We start from the raw sequence: 17,583 nt of genomic DNA on the forward strand, positions 1-17,583 counted from the left end.
CTCACCCGACAAGCTCCGCCGACCAAGCTACCCGTGGAGCAAAGGCCGACTTTGCACTAACCTTGCACTTGGACCACCGTGTGGGGGCCGATCACGCGCCGCTTCGGTGCTGTCTAAAACCCGACCGGCATCGTCCCTTTTTGTCGAAGCCATCGTAGGCATCGAAAAAACTTAGTCATCGAAAGGCCTCGCTAAGCGCCTCGCCGACGATCCAAATATGATTTTGGTTGCGTGCGTTTGAACATTGCATGTTCGGTGCATCAGTCATGATCGTCTGCAAGCTATGGCTCGACCGCAGAAGCAGCAGCCATATTTGGTGAGACGACGCAATGGGCGGCGACGTGAGATCTGATCTAAGAAAATCCTTACGCTGCTTCAGCAGGCACGAGCACTGCCTCGCCGTGAAGCCAGTACGAAATTTACTAAAAGTTAAGACGATGAAACCAACGTGAAACCTACTTTCGAGCCTGCTTCTCGGCGAGACGAGAGGCAAGCCTCAGCAATATCGAGCGCACGTGCACGCGTACCGCGCTCTCCGCCTTGCCCTTGGACTGCTCAACCTGCGTTGCACCGCTGGCGCCTCGCTCCGTCACGGTATTAATCCTTTCAGCTAACACCTTAGGTGTATTTTGATGCCTGTCCCGGAATCAAGCGGATATTGATTACTGAGGCTCTGGGATCGCCGGAAAATTGTCCGTACCAAATCACACTTAATCCGTATCTGACGCGAAGATTGTTTCTCAATTTTGCCTGCCGAGGCCGACAGACCCGGAGTTCGATGTGCCAGCACGCTTTCACTTCGACGTGGTGAGGGATGATGAGGTCATTCGCGACGAGGATGGAGTCGAGGCCGAGGATCTCGACGATGCCACTGAACAGGCACTTCTCTGCATTGAGGAAATGACATCCACCGGCGAGCTCAGCGACGGCGACGGGTGGTGTTTGGTCATTCGTGACGAGACGGGTGACGAACGTCGGCGGATTGCGATCTAAGGCCGCCAACCATTCATCCCTCTGGTCGAGCGTGGTAGCGAATTTCCGTCGAGAGCGAAGGCGATAGCCGCGTCCGCATCGAGATCTCCGAGGACGAGACTGGGCGGCAGGTCCAAGCGATCCTTCCGCTCTGCGCCGGCTTCGGTCTCGGTGAAGGGGCACATTGCTTCGCCAGGGTGATGACACGGCGGGCGCCGAGTTGTGAGCCTGGTTGGACGTCTCCTCCTTTGAGATGGTCCTAACGTTTGCGCCCATCATGGGGACCGCGGACGGGCCGCAATCGTTGGAGGGCGGAACTCCGTGTAAGATGTTCGACGTGATCGGCTTGATCCAGACAGGTGCTCCTGCATGGTGCTCGCAACGTCCGCGCTCTTGGAAGCAGCCTTTTTCACAATCGGCTGCGCTTCGATCCATGCGATGCGGCCTCACGCGGAAAAGCTCACCGCGGTTTTGATTGCTGCGGTGGTCATCCTCGGCTCGATCGTCACTCTCGCTTCTGTCATACCGACGGCCGCGATCGATCGCGACGCGCCCGATCCGCCGGCCGTCTACGGCTTCGAGTAAGGCGCCTGTGGATGTCCCCGGGCCACCCCGGCAACTCGGCGTCGAGAGCTTCCGCGCCGTCCCGGCGAATGGCTGCCTCGAATGCCATCGCTGCCATCTGTGGTCCTGGGTTCGAGCCTCAGCGCGCTCACCACATTCTTATTTAAAACCAGATACTTGTCTCGCGGCTGACTCGTCGAGCGGCCTCCGGCGTCACCGACCTCCGCCGAAAATCTGGGCGGCTGGGGCGACCACCAGAAAATTCCCGCAAGGCGGATCGCGCGAGAGCACGGCGCTGGCGACGCCGACCACGTAGACGCCGCGCCGGTCGCGCCCGACCACGGGACCGCCGGAATCGCCGAAACAGGCGCTCGATCCCACCGTCCTCGCGATGATCAGGCCGGTATTCGATGCGGCGAGCGGCTTTAGAGACGAGGTGCGCAAGCGTCCACCCGTCCGCCCCGACAGCCCGATCCCCGCGATTTCCAGCGAGGCCGGCACCCGGCCCGGCTCGGTGGCGAGCGGGATCGGCCTGCGGTCGCGCACGGGCGTGGAGAGCTGCAGCACCGCGAGATCGAGCGACAACTCCGCCAGGCTGACCTGGACGGCGTTGGAGGTCAGCACGCCGCGGTCGGGGCTGTAGCGAGCGATGACGCTTGCCGCGTAGGCCGGCTTCACCGCGTTGGTGCCGTTGTAGAAGATCACGACGAGCCCGACCGGAGCGCCGGATACGCAATGGGCAGCGGTGAGGATCTTGTCCGGAGCGATCAGGACGCCCGAGCAGCGAGACAGGCTCAGCGAGCCGTCGGCTTGCGTGATGATGCCGATCCCGGCCGTCGCCCGGGCCAGGCTGTCGCCGGATCGCGCCGAGGCTCCGCCCTGGATGGCCGCGGCCGGAGACATGCCGGATGCGGCTAGGCCCAATGCCAGGCCGAGCTCTCCGAGACGTCTGCGTGCACGCTTGCCCCAGGCGGTGACGAGCGTACCCTGTCGATGAGCTGCCACCGGCGATCCTCCTTGCCCCACGCTCAAAGCTAGAGGAGGCCGGCTGCGAGCGCGACCGCAAAAGGGCTGCGTGCCGTCCGCGCATCGTCACATCTGCGCGCCCTCCCCGCCCGTGGTGCCCGCATTCACGGCGCGGTAAGTCGCAGCCGCTAGGAGGTCGGGTGCGCCGCGCGTCCACTGCCGTCGGCCGCCGACGGATCGTCGACTCTCGGCACGCTGGCGCTTATGGCGTTGGGCGAGAGTGCACCCATCCGACCGGCTGCGACGAGTTTCCGCAGCGGATCGAGCGGCCTCTGCAAGGCGCGTCGGCGCGCCTGCAATCGACTCACATCAGCGGCCCCCGACTCTGTTCGTGCGGGGCGTCACCAAGGCGAGACACAGCGATGAACGCGGCATCGACACAGCGGGCTCCCGACGTTTCTTCCTCCGAAGGCGTCGCTGCGGATGAGCTGAAACAATTCATCGAGCGCATTGAGCGCCTCAACGAGGAAGCCGACGCCATCAAGGGCGACATCAAGGAGGTGTTCGCCGAGCTCAAGGGGCGCGGCTTCGACGTGAAGGCGGTGCGATCCATCCTTCGAATCAGGAAGCAGGATCACTCCGAGCGGCAGGAGCAGGAGGCGATCCTGGAGCTGTACCTGCAGGCCCTCGGGATGGCCGTGTAAGGTCGGACATGTTGAAGCGCTCGAGACCGAGCGCTTCAACACATTCGTGGGTCAGAGTCCGTCCGATGAGTCAGGGCTACCGCCGGGTGGTCTGCGGACACCCGGCGCTCCCGAGCTGGGCCTCATCGCCTTCCTGGAGGTGCCGCTCTTCCGACACTCAACCCGATGGGCCATGATCGGACGGACTCCCGGCATGCTCAGAAGTCGCGCTGGACGCGCACGCGCGCCTGGAAGGCTTCCTGCGAATTGATCGGATAGACCGGGGTCGCATTGGCGCCGGTGCCGATCGTTGCAGTGCGATCGTTGTTGGTGACTTTGCCGTTCAGGATCGCGGCGCGCATGTACTGGCCCTCGACGCCGATATCGAGATCTTTGACCGGGGACCAGATCAGGCTCGCGCCGGCGACGATTTGGCTCGTGTCCCGCAGGACCTGGCTGTAGGCGAAGCCCGCTCCGTTTGCGGCGACCGGGAGCCCGGACGTCACGAAGGGCAGTCCGAGGCCACCGGCCGCGACCGAGCCGGCCGCCTGGCTGATCTGGCCGAACGCCTCGCGCAGGCCGCGCGGGAAGTGCATCTCTCCGTAGCTGCCGTAGAAGGCCGAGCGCCATTCCGGCGACCAGTAATGCAGATACGAGACCGTGGCAGTGAAGCTGTTCGAGGTCTCGATCCGGCCGGTCAGCGGGTTGAGGACGGCATCGCTCAAGAACTGGTTGAAGGCGTTGCCGTTGAAGACCGTCGCGTTGCTCAGGTAGGTGCCGGTATAGGCGACCATGCCGGTATAGATCGCGGCGCCCTGTCCATAGGCACCCTGGAGGTAGAGCGAGTCGCCCGGCGCCACCTGCGGCAGGTTCACCTTCAAGCCGCCCTGGACGGCCCAGCCATAGGCGGTCTGTGCGCCGACGTCGGCGCCCGTCAGCCTGGTCGGATTGACCGTCCCAGCGGCCGTGCCCGCGAGCGGTCCGCCGATATTGATGTCCTTCACCGCGCCCGAGAGCTGCGCCGAGCCCCAGGGGGCATCGTAGCGCACGACGCCGACGAAGTCGGGCATGCGCGAACGCTGGACGACGTCGACATACGAGATGCTCGACGGGAGGCCGTTGGCCGCGAGCGAGGTGATCACTGGGGAGGGCGCGTTGGTCAGCGTGTAGCTGACGGTCTGGCCGAGAGCGCCTGCCGCCGGAGAGGCCGCTTGCGAGTAAAATGGGTTCTTGCGGAAGTTCGGGTCTTCCATCGACAGCGTGGCGGACAAACCGCCGCCGAAGGTCTGGGTATAGGCCAGAAGGTTCGTGGCGAAGACGTCGGAGCCGAGCGACTGGCCGATGATCTCGAAGTCGTGGGCGTAGAAGTCGAAGAACGACGAGGCACGGCCCGCGGTCAGGCCGGCGAACTGGACGAAGGCCTTGTCCACGGCGACATAGTCCTGGACGCGGCCGAAGGAATCCTGGCCGAGCGCCGGAAAAGCGTTGCCGATGCGCTGCTGCGAGCCCGAGGTCATCCGGTTGTCGCCGGTGCGGCTTGCCATCTCGGTGCGCAGGAAGGCCCGCAGGGTGCCGTAATCGGTCTGGGTGCGGGCATCGACGTTGAGACGCAGCAAGCCGCGGAACTGGCTGGTGTCGCCGTTGCCGGCGCCGTTGCGGCTGCCGGATTGCAGATAGCCGGCCTCCATCCGGGCGCGGCCTGAGATGCGCAGGCAGGTATCGGTGCCTGGGATGTAGAAGAAGCCGGCGCCGTAGGCGCCGCAGACGCGCACGTATTCAATCGGCGCGGCCTTCTTCACGGGCAGGTCCGCCGCCGCTGCCGATCCGGCCAGTGTGATCAGTCCCGCAGTCGTTCCGAGTAGTAAGCTCTTCCTGTCAATCATCGTCGCCCCTCCAAAGGTATGAGACCGTTCTGTCCGGGCGATCGCCGCCTTTTGGCGTGTCAGGCCGACCGGATTGCCGTGCCGGGAGGCGCGTCGCGCCTCCCGTGTTCTCGTCGATGGGGCTCGGGCGTCGAGCGGCCCGGGCCGGCCTCAGGCCGCGCGGTCGCTCGTCCAGAGTTGAGCAGGCAGCGCGAAGCGAAGGATCAGGCCGCAGACCAGGCAGAGCGATGCGATGGCGTAGAGTGCCGGGGTCGTGCTTCCGGTAAGGTCCTTGATCCAGCCGACCATCGCGGGGCTGACGATGCCGCCGAACTGGCCGAGCGTGTTGATGAGGGCGATGCCGCCTGCCGCGCCGACGCCTGTCATCAGCTTGGGCGGCAGCGTCCAGAAGGCTGGGATCGCCGCGACGACGCCGCTGCCCACGAGGGCCAGCGCGATCATCAGCGGCACGATGTGCCGGTCGAAGAAGCCGCAGGCGAAGAAGCCGATCGCAGCCGCCACGATCAGGCCGGCCACGAAGTATGGACGTCGGCCCGAGGCGTCGGAGAAGCGACCGATCAGCACCATGGTGATCGCGCCGCAGATGTAGGGAATCGCCGCGAGCAGGCCGACTGTGCCGGCATCGGCACCGCTTGCTGTCCTGATCAGGTCCGGTCCCCAGAAGTTGAGGCCGTAGGAGCCAACCTGGATCAGGAAGTAGATCAGGCCGAGCGTCAGGAAGCCGGGCGTCTTGAGGGCGCCGAGCAGCGAGACGTCTTCAACGTGGCGGTTCTGGTGCGAGATCCGCGAGGCAAGCAGGCTCTTCTCGCTCGGCTTCAGCCAGGTCGCCTTCTCGACGGAATCGTCGAGGTAGAGCAGCACCAGGGCGCCGAGCACGAGGCACGGCAGGCCGCCGGCGAGGAAGAGCCACTGCCAGCCTGCGAGGCTCGCGACGCCGTTCATATGCGTCAGGATCATCCCGGAGAAGGGCGCGCCGACGATGCCCGAGAAGGCCGAGGCTACGAAGAGCGTCGAGGTGATGCGGCCGCGATAGGCGGCCGGGAACCAGAGCGTCAGGTAGTAGAGGATGCCCGGGGCAAAGCCCGCTTCCATCGTGCCGATCACGAAGCGGAGGGCGTAGAACTGCCATTCGCTCTTCACGAAGATCATGAGCGCCGTGGCGATGCCCCAGGAGATCATGATCCGGGCGATCCAGCGCCGCGCGCCGACCCGATAGAGGAACAGGTTGCTCGGCACCTCGAAGATCACGTAGCCGACAACGAACATGCTCGCGCCGAGCCCGTAGGCCGTATTGCTGAAGCCGAGGTCGCTTTGGAGCTGGAACTTCGCGAAGCTGATGTTGATGCGGTCGAAGAAGGCGAACAGGTAACAGACCATCACCAGCGGCATCAGCCGCCAGGCGACCTTGCGGACGACGCTAGCCTCTTCGGAGACGGGGACGCTGTCGACGATATCGGCTCGCGCGGCGATGGACATGGTTTCCTCCCTCGAGGGACTTCGGAGGCCGGTCGCTTCTGACGAGCGATCCGGCGGCAGGTGTTTCAGGCAGCGACGCACGGGGGGGATGGAGGTCGCAGGGGCGGCCGGCCTTGGCGACCTGGCCGGGCACGGCGTGGCCGACGAGGCGGGGCAGGCCGCGCGAGAGGGTGAGCAGGGCGTCGAGGTCGAGACCCGTCGCGATGCCCATCTCGTGGCACAGGTTGACGAGGTCCTCAGTGCAGATGTTGCCCGAGGCGCCCGGCGCAAAGGGGCAGCCGCCGAGGCCGCCCAGCGCCGCGTCGAAGCGGATCGCTCCGGCTTCGCGCGCGGCGAGCACGTTGGCGAGGCCGAGCCCGCGTGTGTCGTGGAAATGCAGGGTCAGGCGCTCGGCTGGGACCTGGCGCAGGGTGGCGCGCACCAACTCGCCGACTTGGCGCGGATTGGCCATGCCGGTGGTGTCGGCCAGCGTGATGCCCTCGATGCCCAGCGCGAGATAGCGCGAGACGATCTCGGCGATCCGCTCGGGCGCCTGCCGACCCTCGAAGGGGCAGCCGAAGGCCGTGGCGACGGTTCCGTTCAGTCGGGTGCCCGTGCCGCGCGACGCCTCGACGATGCGGGCGAAGGCTATGAGCGAGTTCTCGCAGGCCATGCCCATATTGGCGCGATTGTGGGTCTCGCTCGCCGACATCACGAGGTTGAGCTCGTCTGCCCGTGCGGCCATGGCGCGCTCGGCACCCTTCACGTTCGGGACCAGAGCGACGTAGATCGTGTCCGGGCGGCGGGTGATGCCGGCGAAGACTTCCTCGGCATCGCGCAGGGCCGGCACGGCGCGCGGTGAGACGAAGGACGACACCTCGATCCGTGAGAAGCCGGCCCGCGAGAGCGCATCGATCAGGGCGATCTTGTCGGACGTCTCGACGAAGACGGTCTCGATCTGCAGGCCGTCGCGCGGCGCGACCTCCTGCACGAGAATGCGGTCGGCGGCGCTCACCGCACCACCCCCGCCTTGCGCAGGCGTCCGATATCGTCCGCACCGTACCCAAGGTCCGACAAGACGCCGTCGGTATGGGCGCCGAGGGCCGGGCCCGACCAGCGCACCTCGCCGGGCGTGTCCGACAGCTTCGGCGTGATGCCCGGCATCGCGACCTGTGTCCCGCCAGGGAGTTCGGTCGGCAGGATCATCTCACGCGCCTGATAGTGCGGGTCCGCGACGATGTCGGCGACGGAATAGATGCGGCCGGCGGGGACGTCCGCCTCTTCGAGGGCGGCGAGCGCTTCTGCCACCGTCCGCGTCCGCGTCCAGGTGGTGATCGCTTCGTCGAGCACCGCGTTCTGGGCGACGCGCCCGTCATTGCTGCGCAGTTCGGGCGCTTCGCCAAGATCGGGGCGCTCGATGGCCATCATCAAACGGCGGAAGATCGCGTCGCTGTTGCCGGCGATCACGACGTAGCCGCCATCGGCCGTCGGATAGGTGTTGGAGGGGCTGATGCCTGGCAGCGCACCGCCGGTGCGCTGGCGGACGTGGCCGAGCAGATCGTATTCGGGAACGAGGCTCTCCATGACGTTGAACACGCTCTCGACGAGCGAGACGTCGACGACCTGTCCGCGCCCGGCCCCGGTCTTGACGCGCAGCAGCGACATCAGCGCACCGATGACGCCATGGAGCGAGGCGAGGCTGTCGCCGATGCTGATGCCGACGCGAGCGGGCGGGCTATCCGGGTCACCGGTGGTGAAGCGCAGGCCGCCCATGGCCTCGCCGATGGCGCCGAAGCCGGGCCGGTCGCGATAGGGACCGGTCTGCCCGTAGCCCGAGATCCGGACCATGGTCAGGTTCGGGTTCGACTCCGAGAGCACGTCCCAGCCGAGCCCGAGCTTCTCAAGGGCGCCGGGGCGAAAGTTCTCAATGACGATGTCGGCATTGGCCGCCAGCGCCTTCACGATGGCGCGGCCATCGTCAGATTTTAGGTCGAGGGCGAGGGACTTCTTGTTGCGCGACTGAAGGTACCACCAGAGCGAGGTGCCCTCGTGAAGCTTTCGCCATTTGCGCAACGGGTCGCCATCGGTCGGCGACTCGATCTTGATGACCTCGGCGCCGAACTCCGCGAACATCCGCGCGGCGAACGGAGCGGCAATCAGTGTTCCGATTTCCAGAACACGAATCCCATCGAGCGGCCCAGCCATCTCCGTCCCCTTGTATTGATCTTGATAAAATCAATACTTGAGTCGGTTAATCACTGTCCAAACGTGATCCGCCATCGCGCGTTCTCGAAACGAGAACGCAGCTTGGCCGTATCGCTCATGCCGCCCCAGCGGTGAGGTGGTCGAGCAAAAGCTGCGCGGCTGGTGCGAGCGGCCCGTCCCGCACCACGAGACGCAGCTCGCGCTGCGCCCAGGGGTCGCGCAGGGGCACGGCGACGAGGCCCATCGGCTGCCCGAGCAGGTCGAAGGCGCGCTGCGGCAGAACGCCGAGGCCGATATCGGCCTGGGCCATCCGGCAGACGGCATCGAAGCCCGGCACGTGCACGCGCAGCCGCAGGGGACGGCCGCTGCGCTGCGCCTCGCCGCGTACCGTCTGGTAGATCGAGCTTTCCGCATGAAGCCCGACGAAATCGTGGTCGAGACAGTCCTCGAAGGCGAGCGCCTCGCATCCGGCAAGCGGGTGATCGTGGCGCATCACGAGGACGAGTTCGTCGCTGCGGTAGAGCTGGCTGCGCAGGGCGTGCGTCGGCACGTTGTCGGCGCAGATCCCGATCTCGGCCGCGCCTTCCTCGATACCCCTGACGACACTGCTGCTCGGGCGTTCTTCGAGGTCGAGCCGGATCGCATCCTGGCGTTCCAGGAAGGAGCGCAGATCTTCCGGCAGGAACTGTACGATGGCCGACAGGTTCGCCAGGACGCGCACATGCCCCCTCACGCCCCGTGCGAAATCCGTCAGCTCCAGGGACATCTGCTCGAGATTGAACAGCATCCGCCGGGCATGGTGCAGAAGCGTCTGCCCGGCGGCCGTCGTCGTCATGCCTTTCGGGCCGCGGTCGAGCAGTTGCACGCCGAGAGAGGTCTCCAACTCCACGAGCCGCTTGCTCACCGCCGAGGGAGCGATGGCCTCGCGATGGGCGGCGCGGGTGAGGTTGCCCTCCTCGCAGATCACCGTGAAAAGCTGCAGCGTTCTGAGATCGAGCCGCCTCAGCAGGCTTGGTGACAGCATCGCAATATCGCCGACGATCGCCCATGAGGACGCGCCGCGCCGCCGGCGCGATTCGTCCAAGTGTCATGGTCTGAACTATCCTGCCGGTCGCGATCCCGCCAATCCGATGGGATGCGCAGGCCTCGGCGTGCGTCGGCCGCCGGTCCCTTTGGTGGGCCGGCCGAGAGCGTCAGGCATCTGCCGAACCGTCGCCGCCCTCAGGCTCGGAACAACGAAACGATCTCACCGCCGCAGGTACGATGCATGTGATCCTGCGTGATTGGGAGCGGCTCTAGATCCTTGTTTTACAGCGCATTTCGACAAAGCGGCATCCGATTCGTCGAAATGCGCTCTATTCGCACCGTTCGCGGGTCATGGTGGCAATCGATTTCGCGATCTCTTGCGACCGGATGGCGAGCACCGAGAGCAGCGTGTCGCTCAGCCCGTGCGAGGCTTCGGAATAGCCCTGCAGATGGATGCGCGGCAGGAAGCCGTCGCGCATCTTGAGGCGATAGGAGCGGTCGACGCTGAGATCCTCGACGTGATCGGCGATCGGTTCGAGGAAGGGCTGCAGGAGACTGCGCTCGTAGCCGGTCGCGAGGATGACGGCGTCGTAGCGCGTCTGCTGGGACGCCTCCGCGAAGCGGTCCTCGATCGCGACGGCGATGCCCTCGTTGCCGGCCGTTACCGTCGTGATCTGGCTGCGCGGCATCAGGTTGATCTGACTGCCGCCCTCGACCTTCTGCTGGTAGAGGATCTTGTGCAAGGCCTCGAGCAGGTCGGGATCGACCACGGCGTAGTTCGTATTGCGGAAGGTCCGCACCACGGCCTCGCGGTCGTCCTCGGACAGGTCGTACATGAAGTCCGTATAGGACGGGTGGAAGATCTCGTTGACGAATGGCGAGGAATCCGAGGGCTTGAGGCTGTGCCCGCGGAAGATCAGGTCGATCCGCGTCTCGGGGAAGCGCGCTTGGAGATCGACGGTGATCTCCGCCGCCGACTGTCCGCCGCCGATCACGGCGACACGCGCTCCTGGCCGCTCCAGGCCGCGCTCACCGATCAGGTCGAGATAGCGGCTCGAATGCAGCATGCGCGGATCGCCGTAGAGCGGCTTGAACAGCGCTGGGATATGCGGGGCGCCGCCGACGGCCACCACGAGCCCGCGCGTCTGGCGCACGCTCTCGCGGCCGGAGGCCGAGCGGGACACCACGCGCAGGGCCGTCACGGTGCCGCCTGCCTGAACCGGCTCGACGGCGATGACGGTCTCGCCATAGGAGCAAGAGGAGGCGAAGCTGTCGGCGACCCAGCGCAGATAGTCGTTGAACTCGACGCGGCTCGGATAGAACGTCTTGCAGTTGGCGAAGTCTTCGAGTCGGCCCTGCTTGTGAAGATAGTTCACGAAGGTCAGCGGGCTGGTCGGATCACGCAACGAAACCAGATCCTTCAGAAACGAGATCTGCATGTCGGATCCGGGCAGCAACATCCCGCCATGCCATGTGAAGCGCGGCTGCCGCTCCAGGAAGTGGAAATTGCAGGCTGCGCCGTTGACGCGGTTCGCCTCGTCGAGCGCGATGGCCAGCGCGAGGTTCGAGGGACCGAGCCCGATGCCGAGCACGTCGTAATCGGGGGGATTCATGTGCATCATCGCGCGGTCTCCGCCGATCCGGAACGAGCGGGTGCCGGCTGCCAGAGGCGGTCCCCGAAGAAGCGCTCGCGCAGCAGCATGACGAGGCTTGCGCGCTTGTGTGGGAAGTCGAAGTTCTTCAGCCGCGCGAAGCCCGAAATGTCGAGGTTGCGGAGCTGCTGCGTGTGATGGGCCGCCGGCTCGCCGACGATGCGCTGCGTGCGCGGATCGTCGAGAAACAGGTAATGCATCAGGGATGGCAGCCAGGCCGAGATGTAGGCGCGGCCGCGGACCGCGTCTTCGCCGACGGCGACGTGCCAGCCGCGATCCCAGTCGTCCACGTCGTAGAACGGGGCGATCCGGTTCTCCTTGGCCCAGTAGATCTCGAAATAGCCGAAGGGCCGATCGTCGAAACTGCCGATCATCGGGATCATGTGCGGGTCGGCGATGAGGCCGGAGAGATAGGCGCGGTGCTTCTCGTGATCGCCTTCCTCCTGCCAGAAGGCGGCGACGCGCGGATCGTTCATCCATCGGTTGAACAGCGGAACGTCGTCGAGGGTCAGCGCGCGGAACGAGACCGTCTGGCCGAGCCACGGGATGTGCCGGGCATAGACGACACCAAGGGGCTTGGGCGGCCGGCGCGGATGGCGGCGCCCCTCCGTGAGGATTGGATCCGCAGGATAGGGCTCCCGGCTCGGCGCGCTCAGCCAGTTGGCACGGCGCTGCATCGCCATTGCCGGCAGCACGCTCAGCTCTGGACCATCATGGAGGGCAAGCCCGCTGCTGCATGAGCGGTCAGCGAGATCCGCATCGTCTCGAAGATCGAGATGCAGCCGGTCGATGGTTGGCTCCCAGCCGATCAGCGCCTCGATCACCGCGGCGAGCGCGCGCTCGCCAAGCTCGGGTTGCGCTCGCGATTCGAGGAGGGTCAGGCGACGGGTGCCGGTCTCGAAGCGGAACGACGCGAGCGACTGGCCACCGGCGACGGCCTCGAGCCTGTCTGCCTGCCGGGTGACGGTCACGGTGTCACCATGGCCTGCGGCGAACAGTGTGGCGACCTGCCCGCTCGCCGTGTTGTCCCCTTCGAACATTCAGGTCTCCGATGGGCCTTCGATACGGGCCATCCAGGGCGAGTGCACCGCCGGGCTGCCGGCGGCGCGAGCGTGATCGCGAGAAGATGGGCGGTTCGTAGTGGCGACTTAGAAGGGGCCTAGCGAATGCTCAAGCCCGCGGCACATGATATTTCGACCAAAAACAAAGTATTGAATTATTCCAAATAAGATCTCGGAAAGTTCAAGGTTCGATTTGATCGATCGGTGGTTCTCCCGCGGCAGGAATTCTTATTGGCGCAGGCGCCGGTGACAACGATCGCAGACGGTGAATGAGGGCGGCCCGCCACTAGAGTGAGCGCAACAACGATGCTCGTCGCTCACGCGGATGCCTTTCCGAATGCCTGGGCCAGGGCTCGCGAAATCTCCTGCTGCGCCGTCAACGCGTCTTCGGTGATGCTGCACATGCGCAGGAATTCGTGGACCATGCCCGGATACACCCGGACCTCGGCGGCAACCCCAGCCTCCTGCAGCCGCGCGGCATAGGCGCGTCCCTCGTCGAGGAGCGGATCGAATTCGGGAAGCACGATCAGCGCCGGTGCGACGCCGGCGAGATCCGGCGCGGCAAGCGGGGCGAAGCGCCAGTCGTCGCGGTCGGCCTCGCCGCGCAGGTACTGCGCGAAGAACCAGGCGACCGTCTCGGCCTCCAGGAGGTAGCCCCGCCCGTAGCGGCGAAAGGACTCGGTGTCCTGCCGGGAGCTGAGGCCCGGATAGGCGAGCGCCTGGAAGACGGGCTTCGGCAACCCCGCCTCGTCCCGTGCTGCGATCGCGAGCGCCGCCGCGAGCGTGCCACCGGCACTGTCGCCGCAAAGCGCGACGCGTCCGGTGTCGAGGCCGAGGGCCGGCCCTTCGCGGCCGATCCAGGCCAGCGCATCGCAGGCATCCTCGAAGGCGGTGGGAAACCTGTGCTCGGGGGCGAGCCGGTACGCGATGGCGAGGACGGCGCCGCCGCTGCCCTCGGCGAGGTTGCGCCAGAGCCATTCATGCGAGTCGAGGCTTCCGACGACGAAGCCACCGCTATGAAGCGCCAGCGTCACGGGGAGGGGTCCCTCTGTCGAGGGCGCGCGCGGCGCGTAGAGCCGGGCCGCGATCACGGCGCCGTCGCGCGTCGGCAGGTCGAAGGCCCGCTCGAAAGGGAGCGGATCGGCCTCGAGGTCGAGGAGCGGCGAGGAGGCATCGAAATCCTCCCGCGCCGCCTGCGGAGTCAGCTGCGGCAGCGGCGTGCGTGCGCCGCTCTCGACGCCCGCCGCGATCATGCCGAGGAGGGCTTCGATATCGGGATGCAGCTCGCCGGCGAGATCAGTCGGCCCGCTCATGCCGGCTCCTCCAGGCGTTCTTCCTCGCGCGGGGCATCGCGCAGGAGCCCACGGATGGTCGGATTCTTCATGAGGTCGCGCAGCTTGATCTCGATGCCGATGGCGCTCTCCCGCCGCAGGCGGCTGATGACCCGCAGGCTCAGGAGCGAGTTGCCGCCCAGCTCGAAGAAGTCGTCGGTGACGCCGACGCGCTCGATCTTCAGCACCTCCTGCCAGACCCGCGCCAGCGCCTTCTCCGCCTCGCTGCGCGGGGCGACGTATGCGCGCGACTGCCAGTCCGGCACCGGCAGCGCGCGGCGATCGACCTTGCCGGTGGAGGTCAGCGGCAGGCGGTCGAGCACCACGATCCGGGCCGGCACCATGTAGTCCGGCAGGACCTTCTTGAGTTCTGCCGTGACCGTGTCCGCGAGAGCCTCCGGCGCGGCGCCGGCTTCCCATGGCGTGACATAGGCGATCAGGCGGCTGCCCTCGGGCGCCTCCTGCGCAACCACCGCCGCGTTGCGCACGGCCCGCAACGCGCGGGTCCGTGCCTCGACCTCGCCGAGCTCGATCCGGAAACCGCGGATCTTCACCTGGTCGTCTATGCGGCCGAGATACTCCACCGTGCCGTCCTCGGCCCAGCGCACGAGATCGCCGGTGCGGTAGAGACGACTGCCGGGCTCGCCATACGGATCGGGCACGAAGCGGTCGGCGGTGAGACCGGGCTGGCCATGATAGCCCCGCGCGAGCCCGGTTCCGCCGACATACAATTCGCCCGCGACGCCCGCGGGCACGATGTCGAGATGGGCATCGAGGATCAGCGCCGTGCGGTCGCCGACGGGGAAGCCGATCGGTGCATAGGCCTGCGCGCAGGAGGCCGAGGCCGGCACCTTCCAGACCAGCGGCGTCACCACCGTCTCGGTGGGACCGTAGCCGTTGATCACGATGTTTGGCTTCAGCACCCGCGTTACGCGCTCGAACCCGGCCTTCGGCATCGCCTCGCCTCCGAAAGAGTAGAGCTTGACCGGCGGCGGATCGCCCGCCTCCTCGATCCACTCGGCGAGCTGCTGCAGGTAGGCCGGCGACATGCCGGCATGGGTCGCCCCTTCCGCCCGCAGCACCTCCGCGATCTTCTGCGGCGCCCAGAGATGCTCGTCGCTCACCACGAGCCGCCCGCCATGGGTGAGCACGGTCAGCCAGCGCTCATGCGCCCCGTCGAAGGCCAGCGAGATGACGTGCAGCTCGCACGTCTCCTCGTTCGTCTCGTAAAGCGCCCCGGTCGCACGGCAATGCATCGACAGCGCACCATGTGCGACGGAGACGCCCTTCGGCTCTCCCGTCGAGCCGGAGGTGTAGATGACGTAGGCGAGGCTTTCGCTGTGAAGCTCGTCCTGGGGCGCCGGCCCGCTCGTCCCTGACGTGTCCGCGATGGTCACGCGGACGATCGCCGAGGGCAGCACAATGCTGCCGTCCCTGTCCAAGACGTGCCTCACCCCCGAACTGGCTGTGATCATGGCGAGCCGCTGCTCCGGAAGCCGCGGATCGAGCGGCAGATAGGCCGCACCCAGCTTCAGCACCGCGAGCATGGCCACGAAGGTCTCTTCGTGCCGCTCGACCATGAGCCCGACGAGGTCGTTGGGCCTGATCCCTTCGGACCTCAGCCGCTGCACCAAAGCATTGGCGCGGCCGTCGAGCTCGGCGTAGCTCAGCCGCCGCTCGCCGACGACCAGCGCGATGGCATCCGGCCGCCGCCGTGCCTGCTCGGCGATCGCCTCATGCACGAAGGGTGTCGACGGACAGGGCAATGCCCTGGCGTTGCCGAGGTTCTTGAGAGCGATGTCGCGCGGCGTTGCGAGCGGCAGCGAACCGATCTCTGTCTCGCCACGGCCCGCGAGCAGGAACAGGTAATGTTCCATCGTCTCGCGGATCCGCTCCGCATCCTCATCGCTGAAGTGATTGAGGAGATAGAGGTATTCGATCTCGAGCACCCGCTCCGCGGTGACCTTGAGATCCATCGGATAGTTGGTGACATCCACGGATTCGAAATCGCTGAACGCGATCGAGCGCCCTTCGCGATCCCGCAGGTTCTCCTCCAGCGGATAGTTTTCGAAGACCATGATCGAGTCGAATATCGACTGGCCCGACAGCCCGACGAAGCCCTGAATCGTGCCGAGCGGAGTCTGCTCGTGCTCGCGCATGTCGATGCTGCGGCTCTGCACTGATCTCAGCCAGCTGCCGACGGTGAGGCCGGGCTGCCGATCCTCCGAGATCGGCAGCGTATTGATGAATAGGCCGATCATCTCCTGTGCGCCGGCCAACTCGCCCGGACGGCCCGCGACGGCAAGCCCGAAGGTCACCCGGGCCTGACCGGTATAACGCTGCAACAGCAGGACCCAGGCCGCCTGGATCAGCGTGCTGAGCGTGACGCCTTGAGAGCGCGCGAAGTCCTTGAGCTGTCGCGTCTCTTCTTCATCGAGTCGGGAATAGCGGCGGTTGTGCCGCACCTGCGTGCCCTTGCGCGCGAACGCATCCGCCAAGCGCGTCGGTGCCTCGAACGCCTCTAGCCGCTTGCGCCAGAACCGTTCGGATGCCGCCTCGTCTCGCCCGGCCAGCCAGGCGATGTGATCGCGGTAGCGCGGCTGAGGCGACGCCGTTGCCCGACCTTCATATGTCTGCAGCAGTTCGGAGACGAGCCGCGCCGTGCTCCAGCCATCGAGCAGGATGTGGTGATAGGTCCAGATCAGCCGGTAGCGGGATCGTCCGTCGGCAGCATCGTCGAGCCGGATCAGCCGGATACGCTGCAGCGGCGCCTCGGCCGGGTCGAAGCCACGTGCGTGCTCGCGCGCGGCAGCCTGCGCGAGGCGTCCATCGTCGAAGGCCTGTCCGCGCCAATCCTCCGCCGTGAAGGGGAGCGGCACGGCGCGGTGCACCACCTGCTGCGCAGCGCCCTCCCGCCACAGGAAGCGCGTGCGCAGGATCGCGTGGCGCGCGGACAGGGCCTCCCAGGCCCCACGCATCCGCTCGGCATCGAGCCCTGTGACCGTCACCGCCACCTGATTGACGTAGTCGCCGCCGTCGCCGTCCCGCTGGAGGGCGTGGAACAGCAGGCCCTGCTGCATCGGAGACAGCGGATAGACGTCTTCCATGACGGCGGGGTCGATGCCGAGTGCCGTGAGCTCGGCCGAACTCAGGCCGGTCAGCTCACCGAATACCCTTTCCGTCACGATCGCTGTCGGCTGGGCCTCGGTGGCGGTGGCGATCCGGGCCAGTTCTTCGAGGCTCGGGTGCCGGAACAGGTCCCGTGGCCGGATCGCCCATCCGGCGTCCCGCGCCCGGCTCACGACCTGGAGCGCGGAGATGGAGTCACCTCCTATGTCGAAGAAGTTTTGATTGACGCCGATGTTTGGGATTCCGAGGACCTCGGCCCAGATGGCGGCGAGGGCGGTCTCGGTGGGGGTGCGCGGTGCGACGTAGTCGTCGGCCTGTGCGAGGGCGGCCTCCGGGGTGGGCAGTGCCCTGCGGTCGAGCTTTCCGTTGGGGGTCAGCGGGAAGCTGTCGAGCACGACGAGATGGGCGGGCACCATGGCCTCGGGCAGCACGGCGGCCAGCGCGGCGCGGATCCGGGCGGTGTCGAGAGCGTGGCTCTCCTGGGCGTGCCCTTCTTGGCCGTGTCCCTTGTGGGGGGTGATGTATCCGACGAGCTGGAGGCCCGATGGCGCGGGCCTGGCCAGCACGGCGGCCTGGGCGATGCCGGGCAGCGCCCTGAGGCGGGCCTCGACCTCGCCCGGCTCGATGCGGTGTCCGCGGATCTTGACCTGGTCGTC

At 66.6% G+C, this 17,583-nt stretch carries 13 protein-coding genes; 3 read left to right on the forward strand and 10 right to left on the reverse strand.

Annotated elements, in window-relative coordinates:
* Window positions 1-780: 780 nt before the first annotated feature.
* Window positions 781-993 carry a DUF6894 family protein gene (locus GGR33_RS25325; protein WP_183513868.1) on the forward strand — a complete coding sequence of 71 codons (213 nt, stop codon included), beginning with the start codon at window positions 781-783 and terminating at the stop codon, window positions 991-993.
* A gap of 417 nt (window positions 994-1,410) precedes the next feature.
* Window positions 1,411-1,557: a hypothetical protein gene (locus GGR33_RS25330; RefSeq protein ID WP_183513871.1), complete on the forward strand. Its 147-nt coding sequence runs from the start codon at window positions 1,411-1,413 to the stop codon at window positions 1,555-1,557.
* Between the two features lie 192 nt (window positions 1,558-1,749).
* Here GGR33_RS25330 and GGR33_RS25335 read toward each other — a convergent pair whose 3' ends face one another.
* Window positions 1,750-2,541 (reverse strand): trypsin-like serine protease, encoded by a 792-nt coding sequence (locus tag GGR33_RS25335; RefSeq protein ID WP_284212143.1) that lies wholly within the window; start codon window positions 2,539-2,541, stop codon window positions 1,750-1,752.
* A 383-nt stretch (window positions 2,542-2,924) separates the two neighbouring features.
* Here GGR33_RS25335 and GGR33_RS25340 point away from each other — a divergent pair, with 383 nt between their 5' ends.
* Window positions 2,925-3,206, forward strand: a complete 282-nt coding sequence (locus GGR33_RS25340) for a DUF2312 domain-containing protein (RefSeq protein ID WP_183514348.1) — start codon at window positions 2,925-2,927, stop codon at window positions 3,204-3,206.
* A 197-nt stretch (window positions 3,207-3,403) separates the two neighbouring features.
* Here the strand turns inward: GGR33_RS25340 and GGR33_RS25345 are convergent, their stop codons facing one another.
* The 9 genes from GGR33_RS25345 to GGR33_RS25385 form a co-directional block, all read right to left on the reverse strand.
* Window positions 3,404-5,068 carry a porin gene (locus GGR33_RS25345; protein WP_183513875.1) on the reverse strand — a complete coding sequence of 555 codons (1,665 nt, stop codon included), beginning with the start codon at window positions 5,066-5,068 and terminating at the stop codon, window positions 3,404-3,406.
* Window positions 5,069-5,218: 150 nt separating this feature from the next.
* Window positions 5,219-6,544, reverse strand: a complete 1,326-nt coding sequence (locus GGR33_RS25350) for an MFS transporter (RefSeq protein WP_183513879.1) — start codon at window positions 6,542-6,544, stop codon at window positions 5,219-5,221.
* Entirely contained in the window at window positions 6,486-7,538 is a 1,053-nt protein-coding gene (locus GGR33_RS25355; RefSeq protein ID WP_183513882.1) for a hydroxymethylglutaryl-CoA lyase, read from the reverse strand. Before GGR33_RS25355 ends, GGR33_RS25350 begins: the two co-directional genes overlap by 59 nt.
* Window positions 7,535-8,728, reverse strand: a complete 1,194-nt coding sequence (locus tag GGR33_RS25360) for a CaiB/BaiF CoA transferase family protein (protein WP_183513885.1) — start codon at window positions 8,726-8,728, stop codon at window positions 7,535-7,537. Before GGR33_RS25360 ends, GGR33_RS25355 begins: the two co-directional genes overlap by 4 nt.
* 115 nt (window positions 8,729-8,843) lie before the next feature.
* Entirely contained in the window at window positions 8,844-9,752 is a 909-nt protein-coding gene (locus tag GGR33_RS25365; RefSeq protein ID WP_183513890.1) for a LysR family transcriptional regulator, read from the reverse strand.
* Between the two features lie 331 nt (window positions 9,753-10,083).
* The gene (locus tag GGR33_RS25370) at window positions 10,084-11,376 is read right to left on the reverse strand and encodes a lysine N(6)-hydroxylase/L-ornithine N(5)-oxygenase family protein (protein WP_183513893.1); all 1,293 of its coding nucleotides are present in this window, start codon (window positions 11,374-11,376) and stop codon (window positions 10,084-10,086) included.
* On the reverse strand, window positions 11,373-12,446 hold the full coding sequence (locus GGR33_RS25375; RefSeq protein ID WP_183513897.1) for a GNAT family N-acetyltransferase: 1,074 nt from the start codon (window positions 12,444-12,446) through the stop codon (window positions 11,373-11,375). The genes GGR33_RS25370 and GGR33_RS25375 overlap by 4 nt, the downstream gene beginning before the upstream one ends.
* Window positions 12,447-12,784: 338 nt before the next feature.
* Entirely contained in the window at window positions 12,785-13,780 is a 996-nt protein-coding gene (locus GGR33_RS25380) for an alpha/beta hydrolase (RefSeq protein ID WP_183513904.1), read from the reverse strand.
* Window positions 13,777-17,583, reverse strand: a 3,807-nt coding sequence (locus GGR33_RS25385; RefSeq protein ID WP_183513916.1) for a non-ribosomal peptide synthetase, incomplete at its 5' end; no start/stop codon positions are given. The genes GGR33_RS25380 and GGR33_RS25385, both read right to left, overlap by 4 nt.

It is taken from the genome of Methylobacterium brachythecii (assembly GCF_014196345.1).
Taxonomy (GTDB): domain Bacteria; phylum Pseudomonadota; class Alphaproteobacteria; order Rhizobiales; family Beijerinckiaceae; genus Methylobacterium; species Methylobacterium brachythecii.

Bases quoted from the DNA above. Each gene is read 5' to 3' on its own strand.
- GGR33_RS25375 (WP_183513897.1), bottom strand. From the start codon at position 12,446: ATGTTCGAAGGGGACAACACGGCGAGCGGGCAGGTCGCCACACTGTTC.
- GGR33_RS25360 (WP_183513885.1), bottom strand. From the start codon at position 8,728: ATGGCTGGGCCGCTCGATGGGATTCGTGTTCTGGAAATCGGAACACTG.
- GGR33_RS25340 (WP_183514348.1), top strand. From the start codon at position 2,925: ATGAACGCGGCATCGACACAGCGGGCTCCCGACGTTTCTTCCTCCGAA.
- GGR33_RS25365 (WP_183513890.1), bottom strand. From the start codon at position 9,752: ATGCTGTCACCAAGCCTGCTGAGGCGGCTCGATCTCAGAACGCTGCAG.
- GGR33_RS25370 (WP_183513893.1), bottom strand. From the start codon at position 11,376: ATGATGCACATGAATCCCCCCGATTACGACGTGCTCGGCATCGGGCTC.
- GGR33_RS25380 (WP_183513904.1), bottom strand. From the start codon at position 13,780: ATGAGCGGGCCGACTGATCTCGCCGGCGAGCTGCATCCCGATATCGAA.
- GGR33_RS25350 (WP_183513879.1), bottom strand. From the start codon at position 6,544: ATGTCCATCGCCGCGCGAGCCGATATCGTCGACAGCGTCCCCGTCTCC.
- GGR33_RS25345 (WP_183513875.1), bottom strand. From the start codon at position 5,068: ATGATTGACAGGAAGAGCTTACTACTCGGAACGACTGCGGGACTGATC.
- GGR33_RS25330 (WP_183513871.1), top strand. From the start codon at position 1,411: ATGCGGCCTCACGCGGAAAAGCTCACCGCGGTTTTGATTGCTGCGGTG.